Below are 18,610 nucleotides of genomic sequence, written 5' to 3' on the forward strand. Positions count from 1 at the left end.
CCAGACGAGACAGCGGGGTAGCTCGATGAGACGTGTTGTGGCCGGAGTCGGCGGAGTCGCGTTGGCGTTGTCGGGGTTGTTGGCCCTGCCGGCGCAGGCGCACGAGGGCCACGAGGTGCAGGACGCGTTCACCACGAAGACCGCGTACGAGCCGCAGGGCAACCTGAACTCCTACGAGCGGCTGCCGTCGTCGTTCAAGCCGGTGTTCACGGAGAACGTGTCGCGCCACGGCGCGCGCACGCTTTCCGACCGCGACGACGGCGACGCCTTGCTGGCGCTGTGGAACTCCGCGAAGACCGAGGGCGCGCTGACGTCCGTCGGCCGGCAGCTCGGGCCGGAGGTGGAGTCGCTGCTCGCCGCCAACGCCCGTGACGGCTACGGCCTGCTCACGCAGGAAGGCCGCGACGAGATGCGCACCACGGCGCAGCGGATGGTGCGGCGGCTGCCGTCGCTGTTCGCCGACGCCGCGAAGGGCAGCGCGCCGAAGATCGACGTCGTCGCGTCGAGCCAGCAGCGCACGGTGGACAGCGCCAACGAGTTCGTGGCGGGCCTGAAGGCGGCGAAGCCGGGGCTGACGACCACGTCGACCCGCACCGACGACGCCCTGCTCTACTTCCACAAGTCGAACGTCGAGTACAACGACTACGTCGACAACGACCCGCGCGTGGCCGCTGCCGAGAAGGCCGCGACGGACCAGCCGCGCACCCACGCCGTGGCGCGATCGGTGCTGCAGCGCAGCTTCTCGAAGAAGTTCGTGGACGAGATCGCGGCCGGCGAGCACGCGGAGTTCAAGGACGAGATCGCCGCGGCCGACGCGCTGTACGCGATGGATCAGGTGACCGGTGACCTGGCGGGCGAGGGCCGCTGGCACTTCGACCGCTACATCACCACGGACGAGGCCGCGTGGTTCGGCTACCTCGACGACGTGACCTCCTTCTACGAGAACGGTCCCGCCTTTACCGGCAGCGACATCACGTACAAGATGGCCGGTGGCCTGCTCTCCGACATGTTCGCCCAGCTCGACGCGAAGCGCGCCGGCACCACCACGCGCGACGCCGAGCTGCGCTTCACCCACGCCGAGGAGATCTTCCCGCTCGCGTCGCTGCTCGGGCTGCCCGGCAGTACGAAGCAGCAGCCGGAGAGCAAGCTGTTCACCTACGCGAACAACCCGTTCCGCGGCGCGCAGGTGGCGCCCATGGCCGCCAACATCCAGTGGGACCTCTACACCGACGGTCACACGTACCTGGTTCGCATGCTGTACAACGAAAAGCAGACCGCCTTCAAGGCCGGCTGCGCGCCGGTGCACCGCGGCAGCTACTTCTACCGGCTCGACGAGCTCGAGCGCTGCTACGCCTGATCACCGATTGTTCGAGCGAGCCCGTGGCGGATCCTTCGCCACGGGCTCGTTTCCGTTTCAGAGCACCACAACGGCGCTCGCTGCTGGCGACGCTCACCCGTCTGGTGCGCCGCCGAGTCCGGCCGAACCAGCGTGAACTGGCCGATCACATGAGCCTCGCCGCCGCGGCGTCGCGGTCCCTGCTCACGGCGTTGCTGGACCGCGAAGGACTGGACTCCACCACGTACGTGGTCCTGCGCACGGTCTGCACCCAGCCGCACAGGTGGACACGCTTGTGGCGACCATCGCCGCGACGGCCGTCGCGTCCGCCGACGCGGTGCGTGCGGTCGTCACCGACCAGATCACGGCGGGCCGGCTGGTCGACGGGAATCTCGTGGACGGCACGCCGGCCACCCGCACCCTGGTCGAGCGCCTCACGGTCGACTCGACGCGCGCCGGCGACAGCTGTTCGCCGGCATCGCGCCGAAAGACCTGGGGGCGGCCAAACGCGTGCTCGACACGGTGACCGCCCGGGCGGCCGAGGTCCGGTCACACCTCTGCCGGTGCGGCGGGTTCAGGTCCGTGGGGACGGGGTGGATCTCACCCGCCGCTCGCCGGCGCGAAAGCGCGACGGACCGTGATCGGCGGGTTCCCGTCGTGGCCGGGCGAAGGTGGTTCGCACCTCGACGCCTGTGCCGCACGACTGGACACCCACCAGCGTGAACTCGCCGAAAGACTTACCCGAACGGGCGGGCGAAACCCTCACCCTTTCGTGACCCTGCGTGGACAACGCTGCGTGGACAACGCTGCGTGGACAACGCTGCGTGGACAACCTTGCGTGGAGAACCCTCAGGCGGCGACGGTGATCGCCAGCGCGGCGTGCCCGGCCTCGGTCAGCTCGGCGGGCACGCGGCCCGCGGCGTCCTGCACGGCGGGGCGGATGTAACCGCCGTGGGCGAGGGCGTGGGCGGTCATCTGGTCGCAGCAGGCGAAACCGTCGATGAAGAGGTCGGGTTCGCTGCTGGTGGTCATTTCCGCGCGGTGGGCTGCGACCGCCCGCAGCATCGCCATCGCGCGGTGCGTCAGCTCGACTGAGGCATCTTCTGAACCGGACACCGGTACCGACCTTCTTCCTGATGGAGCCACTTACTCGGAGTCATCGCCCGTTGGGCCGAATGTGTTAACAGCCACATCTTATTAGGCCGAACTTGTGACGTGCACTAGGCCTGGCCGGTTCCGGACAGTCGCGTCTCCAGGGTCTGGGCCCACTCCCGGACGATCTGGCGCCGGCGGCGGGTGTCGTCGGTCAGGAGGTTGGCGAGGCCGAGGCCGCGGGCCAGGTCGAGAGTGGCTTGGACGAGCTCGCGGACCCCCGGCCGGGACTCGTCGACGCCCAGCAGCTCCACGGTCACGCGGTGGGCCTCGCGCCCGACGCGGGCTTCCAGGGGCACCAGCGTGCCGCGCAGCTGCTCGTCGCCCGCCGCCACGGCCCACAGCTGCAGCGCGGCGCGGAACATCGGCCCGGTGTAGAGGTTCAGCACCATCTCCACGACACCGAAGATCCGCGACGCGCCGTTCGGCAGCCCGGCCGCCTTCGTGCGCAGCTCGGCGATCTGCGCCTCGCCGATCAGCTCCACAGCCGCCGCGACCAGGGCTTCGCGGGTCGGGAAGTGGTGCTGCGCGGCGCCGCGCGACACGCCCGCGCGTTCGGCGATCACGGCCACCGTGACGCCGTGCCAGCCCCGCTCGCCGATGCAGTCCATGGCGGCCTCGATCAGCCGCCGGCGCGTGGTGCGGCTGCGCTCCTGCTGCGGTTCCCGGAGCATCAGGCCGGATCGACCCAGAAGTCGAGCTGCAGGTCCGCTTCCGACCCGCCGATGCGGTACTTCGCGAAATCCGTGACGCCCTCCGCACGCAGCACCTCGTCGTCGAGGAAGAAGTTGCCCGTGGTCGAGCGGCTGGGCCGGGTGAGGATGGCGTACGCGGCGTCGGCCATGATCTCCGGCGTCCGGCTGCGGTCGGCCAGCTCCGCGCCCACGACGTTGCGGATCGCCGCGGTGTCGATGGTGGTGCGCGGCCACAGCGAGTTCGCCGCGATGCCGTCCTTCTTCAGCTCCGCCGCGAGCCCCACCGTGACGAGGCTCATCGAGTACTTCGCGATGCTGTACGCGAGGTGCCCGGCCGTGAACCACTTCTCGTCGAGGCTGATCGGCGGCGAGAGCGTGAGCACGTGCGGGTTCGCCGACTTGCGCAGGTGCGGAATGGCCAGTTTGGACAGCAGGAACGTGCCCCGCGCGTTGATGTCCTGCATCAGGTCGTAGCGCTTCATGCTCACCTGCTCGGTGGGCGTGAGGTCGATCGCGCTGGCGTTGTTCACCACGATGTCGATGCCGCCGAACTGCTCGACGGTCTTCGCCACCGCGGCGGCCACGCCCTCGTCGTCGCGCACGTCGCCGAGGATCGGCAGCGCCTTGCCACCGGCCTTCTCGATGGCCTCGGCCGCGGTGTGGATCGTGCCCGGCAGCTTCGGGTGCGGTTCGGCGGTCTTGGCCAGCAGCGCCACGTTCGCGCCGTCGGCGGCCGCGCGCACGGCGATGGCCTCGCCGATGCCACGGCTGCCGCCGGACATGATGATCGTGCGGCCCGCCAAGGGTTTTTCGGGCACAAGCTTTTCGGACACAGTCACTCCTAATAGGACTTCGGCAGCCCGAGGCTGTGCTGCCCGACGAAGTTGAGCACCATCTCGCGGCTCACCGGCGCGATCCGCCCGAGCCGCACGGCCGTGACGAGCGTGCCGAGGCCGTACTCGGACGCGAGCCCGTTGCCACCGTGGGTCTGCACCGCCTGGTCCACGGCGTGGATCGCGGCCTCGGCGGCGGCGTACTTGGCCATGTTGGCCGACTCGCCCGAGGCGAAGTCGTCACCCGAGTCGTACAGCGAAGCCGCCTTCTGCGTCATCAGCTTCGCCAGCTCCAGCTCGATCTTGATCTGCGCCAGCGGGTGCGCGAGCCCCTGGTGCGAGCCGATCGGCGCGCCCCACACGTTGCGCTCGTTGGCGTAGGCCACGGCCTTGTCGAGTGCGTAGCGCGCGGTGCCGAGCGAGAACGACGCGCCCATGATGCGTTCCGGGTTCAGCCCCGCGAACAGCTGCGCGATCGCCGCGTCCTCCTCCCCCACCAGAGCTTCGGCCGGCAGGTGCACGTCGTCGAGGAAGAGGCCGAACTGCTTCTCCGGCGAGATCAGATCCATCTCGATCTGCCTGTACTCGAAGCCCGGCGTGCCGGTGGGCACGATGTACAGCGCGGGCTTGAGCCGGCCGGTCTTCGCGTCCTCGGTCCGGCCGACCACCAGCACGGCGTCGGCCTCGTCCACGCCGGAGATGTACACCTTCCGTCCACTCAGGACCCAGTCGCCGCCGTCGCGGTGCGCGGTGGTGGTGATCTTGTGGGAGTTCGACCCGGCGTCGGGCTCGGTGATGGCGAAGACCATCTTCTTGCTGCCGTCGGAAAGTCCCGGCAGCCACTGCTTCTTCTGCTCGTCGGTGCCGAAGCGCGAGATCACCGTGCCGCAGATGGCCGGCGACACGACCATGAGCAGCAACGGCGAACCGGCGGCCGCGAACTCCTCCAGGACCGCCGCGAGGTCGGCGATCCCCGCGCCCCCGCCGCCGTACTCCTCGGGCAGGTTCACGCCGAGGTAGCCCAGCCGGCCGGCCTCGTTCCACAGCTCGGTGGTTTTTTCGCCCGAGCGGGCCTTCTTCGAGTAGTACTCGTGCCCGTACTTGCGAGCCAGCTCCGAAGTCGCCTTCCGCAGCGCGACGCGCTCCTCGGGTTCGGCGAAGTTCATCGCGTTCATGCTCGTTCTCCCACCACAGCTTCTCCCACCACAGCCAGAATCGTGCCGACCTCGACCTGCAACCCGACCTCCACCGGCAGTTCGGTGACCACGCCGTCGGCGGGCGCCGAGATCCGGTGTTCCATCTTCATCGCCTCCAGCCACAGCAGCGGGTCCCCCGCCACCACGGCATCACCCACGCCGACCGCGAGCCGCACGACCGTGCCCGGCATCGGCGCCACGAGCGAACCCGCCACCAGTGCGGCCGAAGGGTCGGAGAACCGGGGTTCGGCGGTGAACGACACCGGGCCGAGCGCGGAATCCACAAAGGACTCATCGCCGTGCCGCGCGACCTCGAACGTGCGCCGTACGCCGGCGACGTCCAGCACCACCCGGCCCGGGTCCGCGGACACCAGTCGCACGTCGTCGTAGCCCTCGGCCCGCAAGCCGTCGCGGCTGAGCGAGTAGGTGACCTCGTGGGTCGTGTCGCCGCGCGTGAACGCCTTGCGCTGGCCCGCCGAACGCACGTTGCGCCAGCCGCTGGGCAGTCGGCCCAGCGTGGTCGCGGCGGCGCGGTTGCCCGCGGCGTCGGCGAGCGAGGCGGCGAGGGCCGACAGCTTCTCCGCGTCGCCGCCGGCCAGCGGCTCGGCCAGCGTGTCGAGTCCGTGGCGGTCGAAGAACGCCGTGTCGGTCTCGCCGGCCAGGAAAGCCTCGTGGCGCAGGATGTTCACGAGCAGGTCGCGGTTGGTGACCACACCGTGGATCTTCGCCCCGGCCAGTGCGGTGGCCAGCCGGCGGGCGGCCTCGTCGCGCGTCGGCGCCCACGTGACGACCTTGGCGAGCATCGGGTCGTAGTGCACACCGACCACGGATCCGCTCTCCACGCCGGAATCGAGCCGCAACCCGGCGCCGTGCGTGAACTCGCGGTCGACACCGGGCACCTCGAACGTGTGCAGTGTGCCGCTCTGGGGCTGCCAGCCCGCGCCCGGGTCCTCGGCGTAGAGCCGGACCTCGATCGAATGCCCTCGGGGCGCGGGCGGTTCCGGCGGCAGCTTCGCGCCCTGCGCCACGGTCAGCTGCAGCGCCACCAGATCGAGCCCGGTCACGTTCTCCGTCACCGGGTGTTCCACCTGGAGCCGAGTGTTCATCTCCAGGAAGTAGAACCGGCCGTCCTCGCCGGCCAGGAACTCGACCGTGCCCGCGCCGACGTAGTCGATGGCGGAGGCGGCCTTGCGCGCCGCGTCGAACAGTTCCGCGCGCATGCTCTCGGAGACGAACGGCGACGGCGCCTCCTCCACCACCTTCTGGTGGCGGCGCTGGATCGAGCACTCGCGCTCCCCCACCGCCCACACCGTGCCGTGGCTGTCCGCCAGCACCTGAACCTCGATGTGCCGGCCCGTTTCGAGGTAGCGCTCACAGAACACCGTCGGATCGCCGAACGCCGAACCCGCCTCGGCCCGCGCGCTCTCCACGGCCTCGGCCAGCTCGCCGAGCTCACGCACCACGCGCATGCCGCGGCCACCACCGCCGGCGGAAGCCTTCACCAGCAACGGAAGATCGGCCTCGGTCACCGAACCGGGGTCCAGTTCGGACAGCACCGGCACGCCGGCCGCGGCCATCAGGCGCTTCGACTCCACTTTGGAGCCCATCGTCTCGATCGCCGCGGGTGGCGGACCCACCCACGTCAACCCCGCGTCGAGCACGGCCCGCGCGAACTTGGCGTTCTCCGAAAGGAACCCGTAACCGGGGTGCACCGCGTCGGCTCCCGCGTCGGCGGCGGCCTTCACGATCAGCTCCGCACGCAGGTACGTCTCGCCGGGAGCGTCGCCCGGCAGCCGAACCGCGACGTCGGCCTCGCGCGTGTGCGGGGAAGCCGCGTCGGCGTCGGAGAACACGGCCACCGTGCCGATGCCCGCGTCGCGGCAGCTGCGGAAGACCCGGCGGGCGATCTCGCCCCGGTTGGCGACCAGCAGGTTGTGGATCACGACAGCACCCCTACATCCGGAAGACGCCGAAGCCACCCTCGGCGCCCTTCACTGGTCCGTTGTGGATCGCCGACAGGCTCAGCCCGAGCACCGTGCGGGTGTCGCGCGGGTCGATGATGCCGTCGTCGTAGAGCATGCCGGAGAGGAACATCGGCATCGACTCGGCCTCGATCTGGTTCTCGACCATGGCCCGCATCGCCGCGTCGTTCTCCTCGCTGTAGTCCTGTCCGCGGCTCGCGGCGGCCGCGCGGGCCACGATCGACAGCACGCCCGCCAGCTGCGCCGGGCCCATCACGGCCGACTTCGCGCTCGGCCAGGCGAACAGGAACCGCGGGTCGTAGGCGCGCCCGCACATCCCGTAGTGCCCGGCGCCGTAGGACGATCCCATGAGGACGGACAGGTGCGGCACCTTCGAGTTCGACACGGCGTTGATCATCATCGCGCCGTGCTTGATGATGCCGCCCTGCTCGTACTCCTTGCCGACCATGTAGCCGGTGGTGTTGTGCAGGAACACGAGCGGGGTGTCGATCTGGTTGGCCAGCTGGATGAACTGCGCGGCCTTCTGCGACTCCTCGCTGAACAGCACGCCCTGTGCGTTGGCGAGGATGCCGACGGGGTAGCCGTGGATGTCCGCCCAGCCGGTGACCAGGCTCGATCCGTAGAGCGGTTTGAACTCGTCGAAGTCGGACCCGTCGGCCACGCGCGCGATCACCTCGCGCGGGTCGAACGGCACCTTGAGGTCGCTCGGCACGATGCCGAGCAGGTCTTCGGGGTCGAACAGCGGCTCGGCGTACCCGGCCTTGGGCGCCTGGCCCTTCTTGTGCCAGTTGAGCCGCTTGATGATGCCACGGCCGAGTCGGATCGCGTCCTGCTCGTCGACCGCGAGGTAGTCGGCCAGGCCCGACGTGCGGGCGTGCATCTCGGCGCCCCCCAGCGACTCGTCGTCGGACTCCTCGCCGGTGGCCATCTTCACCAGCGGCGGCCCGCCGAGGAACACCTTCGCGCGTTCTTTGACCATCACCACGTAGTCCGACATGCCCGGTAGGTACGCGCCACCCGCGGTCGAGTTGCCGAACACCAGCGCGACGGTGGGCACCTTCGCGGCCGAGGACCGCGTGAGATCGCGGAAGATCCGCCCGCCGGGGATGAAGATCTCCTTCTGCGTCGGCAGGTCCGCACCACCCGACTCGACGAGGTTGATCACCGGCAGCCGGTTCTGCGCGGCGATGTCAGCCGCGCGGAACGACTTCTTCGTGGTCCACGGGTTGCTCGCACCGCCCTTCACCGTCGGGTCGCTCGCGGAGATCAGGCACTCCACGCCCTCGACCACACCGATGCCGGTGATCACGCTCGCGCCCACGCGGTAGTCCGAACCCCAGGCCGCCAGCGGCGAGAGCTCCAGGAACGGCGAATCCTCGTCGAGCAGCAGCTCGATGCGTTCGCGGGCCAGCAGCTTGCCGCGCTTGCGGTGGCGCTCCACGTACTTCTCGCCGCCGCCGGCCACGGCCTTGGCGTGCTCCGCGTCGATCTCGGCGAGCTTCTCCAGCATGGACTCCCGGTTCGCGGCGAACTCGCCGGCCCGGGTGTCCACAAGGGACCTCAATGCGGTCATGCGGTGTATCCCAATCGCTTGGCGGCCAGGCCGGTGAGGATCTCGGTCGTGCCGCCGCCGATGCCGAGGATGCGGACGTCACGGTAGTGGCGCTCCACTTCGGACTCGCGCATGTACCCGAGCCCGCCGTGCAGCTGCACGGCCTCGTTCACCACCCACTCGGCGGCTTCGACGGCGGTGTTCTTGGCGAAACAGGCTTCGGCGATCACCTCTTCGCCGGAAACGTGGCGCACGGCGGTCTGCCGCGCGTAGGTGCGGGCGACGTCGGTCCGGCGCGCCATCTCGGTGAGCTTGTGCTGCACGACCTGACGCGAGATGAGCGGCCGGCCGAACGTCTCGCGCAACCGGCACCAGTCGAGCGTGAGGTCGAGCGCGCGCTGCGCGTGCGCGTAGGCCTGCACGGCCAGCGACAGCCGCTCGGTCACGAACTGGGTGGCCACCTGCGCGAAGCCGCTGTTCTCGGCGCCGACGAGGTTCTCCACCGGCACCCGGACGTCCACGTAGGACAGTTCCGCGGTGTCGGAGGCCGCCCAGCCCATCTTCTCCAGCTTGCGCGACACCGTGAACCCGGGCGTGCCGCGTTCGACCACCAGCAGCGACAGGCCGTGCGCGCCCTCACCGCCCGTGCGGACCACCGTGGTCACGAAGTCGGCGCGGCAGCCGGAGGTGATGAACGTCTTGGCGCCGTTGACCACGTACTCGTCGCCCTCACGCACGGCCGTGGTGCGGATGCCGGCGACGTCGGACCCGCCGTCGGGTTCGGTGACGGCCAGCGAGCCGATCTTGTTGCCTTCGAGCGTCGGGCGCACCCAGCGTTCGATCTGCACCGGGTCGCCGGCGTCGGCGAGGTGCGGCACGGCGATGCCGCAGGTGAACAGCGACGCGAACAGCCCACCGGACCCGCCGGCGTAGTGCATCTCCTCGGCGACGACGAGCGCGTCGAGGTAGTTGCCGTCGCCGCCGCCCACGGACTCGGGGAACGCGACACCGAGCAGCCCGAGCGCACCGGCCTTGCGGTGCAGCTCACGCGGCAGCTCGCCGGCTCGTTCCCACTCGTCGAGGTGCGGCAGCACGTCCTTCTCGACGAACCGCCGCACGGTCGCACGCAGTTCGGTGCGTTCGGGCGTCGTGAACGGGTCCACGATCACAGCAGCGCCTCCGGCACGTCGATCTCGCGGGCCCGCAGCCATTCGCCGAACGCCTTGGCCTGCGGGTCGAAGCGCGCCTGCGACGCGACGCCCTCGCCGAGGATCCCCTCGACCACGAAGTTCATGGCCCACAGGTTCGGCAGCAGGTGCCGGGTCACCGCCAGCTCCGCGGTCTCGGGCAGCAGCAGACGGAACTCGGCGACGGTGAGCCGGTGCACGAGCCAGCGCCAGGCCTGCTCCGAACGGACCCACACGCCGAGGTTGGCGCTGCCGCCCTTGTCGCCGCTGCGCGCGCCGATCACGCGACCGAGCGGAACGCGGCGCACCGGCCCGTCCGGCAACGGCTCGGGCAGCGCGGGTTCGTCCACTTCGGTCAGGGCGAGTGTCGTGACCGACGGCGCCAAGTCGACACGTCGACCGTCCGGCAGGCCCGCGACGTGGGGCACCAGGGCGGCGTCCACATAGGCCGCGGTGTAGACGCCGTACGGCGAGGCGTCCGAAGGCGGGGCCGTGACGTGGAAACCGGGGTAGCTCGCCAAGGCCAGCTCCACCGCCGCGCCGCTGAACGCGCGGCCGGCGATCTTCGGGTCGGCGTCCTTCACCGCGACGTGCAGCAGCGCGCTCGCGGTCTCCTCGGTATCGGCGTCGCGGTGGTCCGTGCGCGCGAGCGTCCAGCGAACCTCTGCGGGCGGCTTGCGCCTCAGCGCCGTCTCCAGCTGCTCGCGCACCAGCGCGGCCTTCTCCTCGATGTCCAGTCCGGTGAGGACGAACGTGGTCTCGTTGCGGAAGCCGCCCAGGCGGTTCAGCGCCACCTTGAGCGTGGGCGGCGGCGCTTCACCGGTCACACCGCTGATGCGCACGCGGTCCGGCCCGTCGGCGGTGAGCGAGAGCGTGTCGAACCGGGTGGTGACGTCCGGGTTCGCGTAACGCGCGCCGGTGATCTCGTACAGCAGCTGCGCGGTGACCGTGCCGGTGTTCACCACACCTCCGGTGCCCGGGTGCTTGGTGATGACGCTCGACCCGTCGGCGTGGATCTCCGCGATCGGGAAACCCGGCACGCCGATCGGCTGCTCGTGGAAGAATGCGTAGTTGCCGCCGGTCGCCTGCGCGCCGCACTCGATCACGTGCCCGGCCGCCACGGCACCGGCCAGCGCGTCGTAGTCCTCGCGCCCCCAGCCGAAGTGCGCGGCGGCGGGCCCGACGATCACCGAGGCATCGGTGACGCGGCCGGTCACGACCACGTCGGCGCCCGCGTTCAGGCATTCGACGATGCCCCACGCGCCCAGATATGCGTTGGCGGTCAACGGCTTCTCGAACCCCAGCTCGTCGGCGCGCGCGATGAGGTCGTCTCCCTCGACGTGGGCGATCCGCACGTCGAGGTTCAGCTTCGCCGCCAGCTCACGGAGCGCGTTCGCCAGCCCCGCGGGGTTGAGGCCCCCGGCGTTGGCGACGATCTTCACGCCTTTTTCCTTGGCCAGCGCCAGGTTTTCCTCCATCTGGCGCAGGAAGGTCTTGGCGTAGCCGCGCTCGGGGTCTTTCATGCGGTCGCGTCCGAGGATGAGCATGGTGAGCTCGGCGAGGTAGTCGCCGGTGAGCACGTCGAGCGGGCCGCCGGTGAGCATCTCGCGCACGGCCGAGAACCGGTCGCCGTAGAAGCCCGACGCGTTCCCGATCCGGATCGGCGCCACGCTCACGCGAACTGCCCCGGCTTGCGGCCGGCCCCGGGCGGACCGGCGAAGGCCTGCGCGATGCCGAGCCACTCCTCGACGTCGGCGCCGGTCGCGACCAGGTCGGTGTCCGCCGGGTGCCGCCGCTGCGTGATGACCAGGCAGAAGTCCACGGCGCTGCCGGTGAGGCGCTGCTCGGCGTCCTCGGGCCCGAACGCCCACGTGGTGCCGTCCGGTGCGGCCAGCTCCACCCGGAACTCCTCGGCGGGCGGGGCGAGCGAGTTGAGTTTGTAGGCGAAGTCGCGGGTGCGCGTGCCGAAGCGCGCGATGTGCCACAGCCGCGCGGTCGGTTCCCGGGTGAGGCCCAGTGCGTCGAACACGTCCTGGCCGTGGGCCCAGGTCTCCATCATCCGCGCGGTGGCCATCGACGCCGCACTCATCGGCGGCCCGTACCACGGCAGCTTCTGCCCCGCGGGCACGTTCGCGAGCGCCTCGGCCAACGCGACCCGCCCGGCGCGCCACCGCTCGAGCAGTTCCGGCGGCGGCGTGGCGGCACCTTCTTCCGCAGCGAGGTCGACGTAGTTCTCCCCCACGCTCAGCAGGTTCTCGACTTCGGCCTGCCACTGCTCGGGCCGCGCCGCGGCGATCAGCGCCTTCGAGTCCGTCCAGGCCAGGTGCGCGATCTGGTGCGCGACCGTCCACCCCTCCGCCGGGGTCGGCCGCGCCCACCCCTCGGGTGGCATCCCGGCCACCACGTCGTCGATCGCCTGCGATTCGGCCGCCAGATCCCCGAGGATCACGCCGAGATCAGCCATCCTGCGCCTCCGTGCGTCTGCGTGAGTGCGGGCGTCTCCGTCCGCGGGCAGCGTCCCTGGCCCCAGCGTGGCACCCTGGTGTGGAAAAAAGCAAGCACGCCTGATTGTTTTCTCCGATCGCGGCCCCAGGGCCACTATTGACACATTGCCAGTAGCTCCCCGTTGACCTAGCGTTCTGCCCATGACCCCCTACGCGGACATCACCTACGAGGTCGCCGGGCGGATCGCCACGGTGAAGCTCGATCGGCCTCAGGCGCGAAACGGCTACACCGTGCGGATGGCCGACGAGCTGAACGACGCGATGGACCGCGCGGACCGCGACGAGGACGTGCGGGTGGTCGTGCTCACGAGCGAGGGCAAGGACTTCTCCGTCGGCGCGGACCTGTCCTCCGGCGGGTTCGACTTCGAGCTGGGCGAAGGGCCGCCCGATGGCTGGCAGGAACCGGCCGGGCGGTGTTCGAAGCGGATCTTCGCCATGAACAAGCCCGTGATCGCCGCGATGCGGGGCGCGGCGGTGGGCGGCGGGATCACGATCACGCTGTCGTGCGACTACCGCCTGGCGGCCGACGACTCGAAGTTCGGGTTCGTGTTCACCCGCCGCGGGATCTACCCCGAGGGCGCGTCCGCGTGGTTCCTCCCGCGGCTCGTCGGTATGGGCACGGCGCTCGACTGGATGGTGAGCGGCCGCGTGTTCGGCGCGCTGGAAGCCTTCGAGAAAGGTCTGGTCCACAGCGTTCACGCGGCGGACGAAGTACTGGACAGGGCGTACGAGCTCGCGCGCGACCTGGTGGCGAACACCGCGCCCGTGTCGGTCGCCGTGACGCGGCAGCTGCTGTACCGCATGGCGTCGGCGCCTTCGCCGTTCGAGGTGCACGAGCTGGACTCGAAGCTGATCGGCGGGCTGCCGACCAACCAGGACGCGGTCGAAGGCGTGCTGTCGTTCCTCCAGAAACGCCCGCCGGAGTTCAAGCTCCGCGTCGACCACGACCTGCCGGACTACCTGCCCTGGATCGAGGAATGACCGCGTACCCGCCCGAACCGTGGCACCTCGCCGGCCAGGCGTACGTCTCCGTGTGGCCGCTGCCGGTCGGCAGGCTCCCGAAACTGCCCGAAGGCGCCGAACCCGTCACCACCGGCGGCCACGCCTGGGTGTTCACCGCGTGGATCGACTATCGCGCCCCCGGGCAGCTGAGCTACCACGAGCTGCTCGCCGCCGTCGCCGTCAAGGGCGGGCTCGCCGCCTCGATCACCGACATCTGGGTCGACAGCGAGGTTTCCCTGCACGGCGGGCGTGAGCTGTGGGGCATCCCGAAGGACCTCGCGACGCTCGAGTTCACCGGCGGCCGCGAGCTCACCGCCGCCACCGACGAGGACTGGATCGCCACCGCCGCGTTCTCGCGCCGCGCCGGGCTGCCGGCCGCGTTGCCCGCGCGATTCGAGATCGCCCAAACGCTCGGCGACCGCCTCAAGCGCAGCCCGGTCTCGGCGCGCGCGAAGCTCTCCGCGGCGGCCGCCGACTGGTCGGTGAACCCCGCCGGGCCCCTCGGTTTCCTGGCCGGACGTCGCCCGATCGTGAGCACGAACCTGCGCGATTTCACGTTGGTGTTCGGCGGCTGAACCGGCCCCGACCAGGCGCTCTGAGTGATCGACTAACCCGCGAGGGTGAGCCCACGACACGCCACCCCTTGGGGCCCGTGCAAGGCCTGACCCCTAGATGTAGTCTCTCAGGACCGGCAGCCCCCAGCGACGGGGAGACCGCTCAGGAAGGGCTACCGGGCCGTTTCGGAGAAGGAGCAGCACACGGCCTCGTCAGGCCGTGTGGCGATCCTGCGCGCCCATTTTCGACTTTGTTGGAGACACGCATGTCAGTGGAAACCGGTCAGCGTCCGCCGTCGTCGGCGGACTCGGCACCGAGCGCGGTCCGTGTGATCCGCCGGGACGGCAGCGTCTCGCCGTTCGACGCCGGCAAGATCAGCGTGGCCCTCACCAAGGCCTTCCTCGCCGTGGAGGGCGGCGACGCGGCCGCTTCCTCCCGCGTGCACCACGTCGTCGCCGAGCTGACCGAGCAGGTCGAGGCTTCCCTGCTGCGCCACGCCGGCCCCGAAACCGCCCTGCACATCGAGCAGATCCAGGACCTCGTCGAGCTCGCCCTCATGCGCGGTGAGCACCACAAGGTCGCCCGTGCCTACGTGCTCTACCGCGAGGAGCGCGCGAAGGCCCGCGAGTCCGCCGCGCCCGCGCCCGCCGAGGCCGCCATCAACGTCAAGGGCACCGACGGTTCCCTTCGGCCCCTTGACTGGGCACGGGTTTCCCACGTGGTGGGCGAGGCCGTGGCCGGGCTCGAGGACGTGTCCGCCGAGCCGGTGCTGGCCGAGGCCAAGCGCAACCTCTACGACGGCATCAGCGCCGACGAGCTCGCGCTCGCGCAGATCATGGCCGCCCGCGTGCTCGTCGAGCAGGAGCCGAACTACTCGTACGTGAGTGCGCGGCTCCTGCTGGACAAGCTGCGCGGAGAGGCCCTGAGCTACCTCGCGCGCTCGCCCCGCCAAGCCAGCCAGGACGAGATGGCCGCCGAGTACCCCGCGTACTTCCGCAGCTACCTGCGCCGCGCGGTCGAGCTGGAGCTGGTCGACGGCGAGCTGCTCTCCTTCGACCTCGACAAGATCACCGCGGCCATCCACGCCGAGCGTGACCTCGACTTCGGTTTCCTGGGGCTGCAGACCCTCTACGACCGGTACTTCCAGCACCACAACGGCACGCGGTTCGAGCTGCCGCAGGCGTTCTTCATGCGCGTGGCCATGGGCGTGGCCATCCGCGAGGACAACCGCGAAGACCGCGCGATCGAGTTCTACGAGCTGCTCTCAACGTTCCACTTCATGGCCAGCACCCCGACGCTGTTCAACTCGGGCACCACCCGCGCCCAGCTCTCGTCGTGCTTCCTGACCACTGTGGACGACGACCTGGACTCCATCTTCCAGGCGTACAAGAACAACGCGCTGCTGGCCAAGTACTCGGGTGGCCTCGGCAACGACTGGACCCCGGTCCGCGGCCTCGGCGCCCACATCAAGGGCACCAACGGCCAGTCGCAGGGTGTCGTGCCGTTCCTCAAGATCGCCAACGACACCGCCGTCGCCGTGAACCAGGGCGGCAAGCGCAAGGGCGCGGCGTGCGCGTACCTCGAGACGTGGCACGTGGACATCGAGGAGTTCCTCGACCTGCGCAAGAACACCGGTGACGACCGCCGACGCACGCACGACATGAACACGGCCAACTGGGTGCCGGACGAGTTCCTGCGCCGCGTGGAGGCCGACGCGCAGTGGACCCTGTTCTCCCCCAACGAGACGCCGGACCTGCACGACCTCTACGGCAACGCCTTCGCCGAGCGCTACCGTGAGTACGAGGCCGCCGCCGACCGCGGCGAGATCAAGGTGTTCCGCCGCCTGCGCGCCGTGGACCTGTGGCGCCGCATGCTCACGATGCTGTTCGAGACCGGCCACCCGTGGATCACGTTCAAGGACCCGTGCAACCTGCGCTCGCCGCAGCAGCACGTCGGCGTGGTGCACTCCTCGAACCTGTGCACCGAGATCACGCTGAACACCAACATCGACGAGGTCGCGGTCTGCAACCTCGGCTCGGTGAACCTGCTCAAGCACGTCACGCCGTCCGGTTTGGACACGAAGCGCCTCGAGAAGACCGTGCGCACCGCCGTGCGCATGCTCGACAACGTGATCGACATCAACTTCTACACGATCCCGGAAGCGCGCCGCTCCAACTTGCGCCACCGCCCGGTGGGCCTGGGCATCATGGGCTTCCAGGACGCGCTGTTCGAGCTCGGCCTGCCGTTCGCGTCCGAGGGCGCGGTGAAGTTCGCCGACGAGAGCATGGAGCACCTCTCCTACTACGCGATCTCGGCGTCGGCCGACCTCGCCGAGGAGCGCGGCGCGTACCAGACGTTCGAGGGTTCGCTGTGGAGCCGCGGCATCCTGCCGATCGACTCGATGCAGCTGCTCATCGACGCGCGCCAGGGCGACTCGCTCGACCTCGACACCACCACCACGCTGAACTGGGCGCCGCTGCGCGAGCGCGTGAAGACCGTGGGCATGCGCAACTCCAACGTGATGGCGATCGCGCCGACGGCCACGATCTCCAACATCTCCGGCGTCGGCCAGTCGATCGAGCCGCTGTTCCAGAACCTGTACGTGAAGTCGAACATGTCCGGCGACTTCACCGTGGTCAACCCGCACCTGGTCAAGAGCCTCAAGGCCCGCGGCCTGTGGGACGAGGTCATGGTCAGCGACCTGAAGTACTTCGACGGCAGCCTCGGCCAGATCGACCGCGTGCCCGACGACCTCAAGGCGCTCTACGCCACCGCGTTCGAGATCGAGTCGAAGTGGATCGTGGACTCGGGTTCGCGGCGCCAGAAGTGGATCGACCAGGCGCAGTCGCTGAACCTCTACATCGCGGCGCCGAGCGGGCGCAAGCTCGACGAGCTGTACCGCTACGCCTGGCACAAGGGCCTCAAGACCACGTACTACCTGCGTGCGCAATCGGCGACGCACGTGGAGAAGAGCACCCTGCGCGGCACCGACGGCAAGCTGAACGCGGTCTCGGCCGCCGCTCCGACCGCCACCGCCGCCACTGCTGCCGCTCCTGCCGCGACACCGGCCCCGTCGCCTTCGCCCTCGGCCGCCGTCCCGGCGAGCCCGGCCGCGACCGTGCCCGCCGCGGTGCCGGCCACCGCGCCCGCCGCGAAGCCGGAGCCGAAGGACCTGCCCCAGGTCGACGACATCGACTTCGTCGCCGCCGAAGGCGCCTCCTGCCGCATCGACGATCCCGACTGCGAAGCCTGCCAGTGACCTCCTCGCCGGCGGTGCGGCCGAAGAGCACCGGCCGTACCACCGGCGAGCCTTTTCTTGGAGCCTTTCGATGACCAACGTGGAGACCACGGACGCCACCGGCCTCGGCGAGATCGAGGTCGGCGCCGCCCGGATCAACGTCGACGACAAGCGCATGATCAACGCGCGCGCCGACGTGAACCAGCTGCTGCCCATGAAGTACCGCTGGGCGTGGGACAAGTACCTCGCGGCGTGCAACAACCACTGGATGCCGACCGAGGTCGCCATGCAGGCCGACATCGCGCTGTGGAAGTCGCCCGAGGGCCTCACCGAGGACGAGCGGCAGATGCTCAAGCGCAACCTCGGCTTCTTCGCCACGGCGGAGTCGTTGGTGGCCAACAACATCGTGCTCGCGGTGTACCGCCAGATCACCAACCCCGAGTGCCGCCAGTACCTGCTGCGCCAGGCGTTCGAGGAGGCCGTGCACACGCACACCTTCCAGTACATCTGCGAAAGCCTCGGTCTGGTCGAGGGCGAGCTGTTCAACATGTACCGCGAGGTGCCGTCCATCTCCGAGAAGGACGCGTGGGCGCTGAAGTACACGCAGAACCTCGAGAACCCGGACTTCGAGACCGGCACGCCGGAGGCCGACCAGGCGTTCCTGCGCGACCTCGTGGCGTTCTACGTGATCTTCGAGGGCATGTGGTTCTACACCGGCTTCGCGCAGATCCTCTCGCTCGGCCGGCGCAACAAGATGGTCGGCATCGCCGAGCAGTACCAGTACATCCTGCGTGACGAGTCGATCCACCTGAACTTCGGCATCGACTGCATCAACCAGATCAAGATCGAGAACCCGCACCTGTGGACCGAACAGTTCCAGGCGGAGATCCGGCAGATGCTGACCGACGCGTGCGAGCTGGAGGTGCGCTACGCGCGCGACACCATGCCGCGCGGCATGCTGGGCCTCTCGGCGCAGCTGTGCGAGCAGTACATGCACTTCATCACCGACCGGCGCGCACAGCAGATCGGCCTGGCGCCGATCTTCGGGGAGACGGAGAACCCGTTCCCGTGGATGTCGGAGGCGATGGACCTGAAGAAGGAGAAGAACTTCTTCGAGACCCGCGTGATCGAGTACCAGTCGGGCGGCGCGCTCGACTGGGACTGATCAAAGCGGACTGATCAAAGCGGACTGATCCCGGACTCCGGAACTTCGGCCACGTCACCGGTACGCCGGGGCGTGGCCGAAGTCGTTCCCGGCCTTCCTGGGCGCTTTCACGGCTCCACGAACGGGTGAACATGACGGCGTCGTCAGCGTTTCGAGCCGGCGATCCGCTCGGTCCGTGACCCGGCTCACCTCTGTTTCGCAGCTCCGGGCAGC

Annotated in this window: 15 protein-coding genes; 6 read left to right on the forward strand and 9 right to left on the reverse strand. The window is 69.8% G+C overall.

Annotated features, from left to right (window positions below; all coding sequences use genetic code 11):
* The first annotated feature begins 25 nt into the window (after positions 1 to 25).
* A complete protein-coding gene (locus ACWEOE_RS33560) occupies positions 26 to 1,357 on the forward strand; it encodes a histidine-type phosphatase (RefSeq protein WP_452016340.1) in 1,332 nt (443 codons plus the stop codon).
* Positions 1,358 to 1,631: 274 nt separating this feature from the next.
* On the forward strand, positions 1,632 to 1,862 hold the full coding sequence (locus tag ACWEOE_RS33565) for a hypothetical protein (protein WP_452016342.1): 231 nt from the start codon (positions 1,632 to 1,634) through the stop codon (positions 1,860 to 1,862).
* Between the two features lie 323 nt (positions 1,863 to 2,185).
* On the opposite strand, the gene ACWEOE_RS33570 is transcribed toward ACWEOE_RS33565, so the two are convergent.
* The 9 genes from ACWEOE_RS33570 to ACWEOE_RS33610 all read right to left on the reverse strand — a co-directional run bounded on the left by ACWEOE_RS33570 (position 2,186) and on the right by ACWEOE_RS33610 (position 12,397).
* A complete protein-coding gene (locus ACWEOE_RS33570) occupies positions 2,186 to 2,452 on the reverse strand; it encodes a hypothetical protein (protein ID WP_452016344.1) in 267 nt (88 codons plus the stop codon).
* A 104-nt stretch (positions 2,453 to 2,556) separates the two neighbouring features.
* On the reverse strand, positions 2,557 to 3,162 hold the full coding sequence (locus tag ACWEOE_RS33575) for a TetR/AcrR family transcriptional regulator (RefSeq protein WP_452016346.1): 606 nt from the start codon (positions 3,160 to 3,162) through the stop codon (positions 2,557 to 2,559).
* Entirely contained in the window at positions 3,162 to 4,016 is an 855-nt protein-coding gene (locus ACWEOE_RS33580; protein WP_452016348.1) for an SDR family oxidoreductase, read from the reverse strand. Before ACWEOE_RS33580 ends, ACWEOE_RS33575 begins: the two co-directional genes overlap by 1 nt.
* Before the next feature lie 8 nt (positions 4,017 to 4,024).
* The gene (locus tag ACWEOE_RS33585) at positions 4,025 to 5,191 is read right to left on the reverse strand and encodes an acyl-CoA dehydrogenase family protein (RefSeq protein ID WP_452016350.1); all 1,167 of its coding nucleotides are present in this window, start codon (positions 5,189 to 5,191) and stop codon (positions 4,025 to 4,027) included.
* Entirely contained in the window at positions 5,188 to 7,155 is a 1,968-nt protein-coding gene (locus ACWEOE_RS33590) for an acetyl/propionyl/methylcrotonyl-CoA carboxylase subunit alpha (protein WP_452016352.1), read from the reverse strand. Before ACWEOE_RS33590 ends, ACWEOE_RS33585 begins: the two co-directional genes overlap by 4 nt.
* 10 nt (positions 7,156 to 7,165) lie before the next feature.
* Entirely contained in the window at positions 7,166 to 8,767 is a 1,602-nt protein-coding gene (locus ACWEOE_RS33595) for an acyl-CoA carboxylase subunit beta (protein ID WP_452016354.1), read from the reverse strand.
* A complete protein-coding gene (locus ACWEOE_RS33600; RefSeq protein ID WP_452016428.1) occupies positions 8,764 to 9,912 on the reverse strand; it encodes an acyl-CoA dehydrogenase family protein in 1,149 nt (382 codons plus the stop codon). Before ACWEOE_RS33600 ends, ACWEOE_RS33595 begins: the two co-directional genes overlap by 4 nt.
* Positions 9,912 to 11,537, reverse strand: coding sequence for an acyclic terpene utilization AtuA family protein (locus ACWEOE_RS33605; RefSeq protein WP_452016430.1), 1,626 nt, complete (start codon positions 11,535 to 11,537; stop codon positions 9,912 to 9,914). The genes ACWEOE_RS33600 and ACWEOE_RS33605 overlap by 1 nt, the downstream gene beginning before the upstream one ends.
* Before the next feature lie 68 nt (positions 11,538 to 11,605).
* Positions 11,606 to 12,397 (reverse strand): TIGR03084 family metal-binding protein, encoded by a 792-nt coding sequence (locus ACWEOE_RS33610; protein ID WP_452016355.1) that lies wholly within the window; start codon positions 12,395 to 12,397, stop codon positions 11,606 to 11,608.
* A 181-nt stretch (positions 12,398 to 12,578) separates the two neighbouring features.
* Between ACWEOE_RS33610 and ACWEOE_RS33615 the strand changes: the two genes are divergently transcribed.
* From ACWEOE_RS33615 to ACWEOE_RS33630, 4 genes are all read left to right on the forward strand, one after another.
* A complete protein-coding gene (locus tag ACWEOE_RS33615) occupies positions 12,579 to 13,418 on the forward strand; it encodes an enoyl-CoA hydratase-related protein (RefSeq protein WP_452016357.1) in 840 nt (279 codons plus the stop codon).
* Positions 13,415 to 14,014: an acetoacetate decarboxylase family protein gene (locus ACWEOE_RS33620; RefSeq protein ID WP_452016359.1), complete on the forward strand. Its 600-nt coding sequence runs from the start codon at positions 13,415 to 13,417 to the stop codon at positions 14,012 to 14,014. Before ACWEOE_RS33615 ends, ACWEOE_RS33620 begins: the two co-directional genes overlap by 4 nt.
* Before the next feature lie 245 nt (positions 14,015 to 14,259).
* The gene (locus ACWEOE_RS33625; protein ID WP_452016361.1) at positions 14,260 to 17,253 is read left to right on the forward strand and encodes a ribonucleoside-diphosphate reductase subunit alpha; all 2,994 of its coding nucleotides are present in this window, start codon (positions 14,260 to 14,262) and stop codon (positions 17,251 to 17,253) included.
* A 70-nt stretch (positions 17,254 to 17,323) separates the two neighbouring features.
* A complete protein-coding gene (locus tag ACWEOE_RS33630) occupies positions 17,324 to 18,397 on the forward strand; it encodes a ribonucleotide-diphosphate reductase subunit beta (protein WP_452016363.1) in 1,074 nt (357 codons plus the stop codon).
* Positions 18,398 to 18,610 lie beyond the last annotated feature (213 nt).

The sequence above is a fragment of the Amycolatopsis sp. NPDC004368 genome, from assembly GCF_053602515.1.

Coding starts and splice junctions, on each gene's coding strand:
- ACWEOE_RS33560 (WP_452016340.1), top strand. CDS start 26: ATGAGACGTGTTGTGGCCGGAGTCGGCGGAGTCGCGTTGGCGTTGTCG.
- ACWEOE_RS33615 (WP_452016357.1), top strand. CDS start 12,579: ATGACCCCCTACGCGGACATCACCTACGAGGTCGCCGGGCGGATCGCC.
- ACWEOE_RS33625 (WP_452016361.1), top strand. CDS start 14,260: ATGTCAGTGGAAACCGGTCAGCGTCCGCCGTCGTCGGCGGACTCGGCA.
- ACWEOE_RS33620 (WP_452016359.1), top strand. CDS start 13,415: ATGACCGCGTACCCGCCCGAACCGTGGCACCTCGCCGGCCAGGCGTAC.
- ACWEOE_RS33610 (WP_452016355.1), bottom strand. CDS start 12,397: ATGGCTGATCTCGGCGTGATCCTCGGGGATCTGGCGGCCGAATCGCAG.
- ACWEOE_RS33630 (WP_452016363.1), top strand. CDS start 17,324: ATGACCAACGTGGAGACCACGGACGCCACCGGCCTCGGCGAGATCGAG.
- ACWEOE_RS33585 (WP_452016350.1), bottom strand. CDS start 5,191: ATGAACGCGATGAACTTCGCCGAACCCGAGGAGCGCGTCGCGCTGCGG.
- ACWEOE_RS33605 (WP_452016430.1), bottom strand. CDS start 11,537: ATGCTCACCGGCGGCCCGCTCGACGTGCTCACCGGCGACTACCTCGCC.
- ACWEOE_RS33595 (WP_452016354.1), bottom strand. CDS start 8,767: ATGACCGCATTGAGGTCCCTTGTGGACACCCGGGCCGGCGAGTTCGCC.
- ACWEOE_RS33575 (WP_452016346.1), bottom strand. CDS start 3,162: ATGCTCCGGGAACCGCAGCAGGAGCGCAGCCGCACCACGCGCCGGCGG.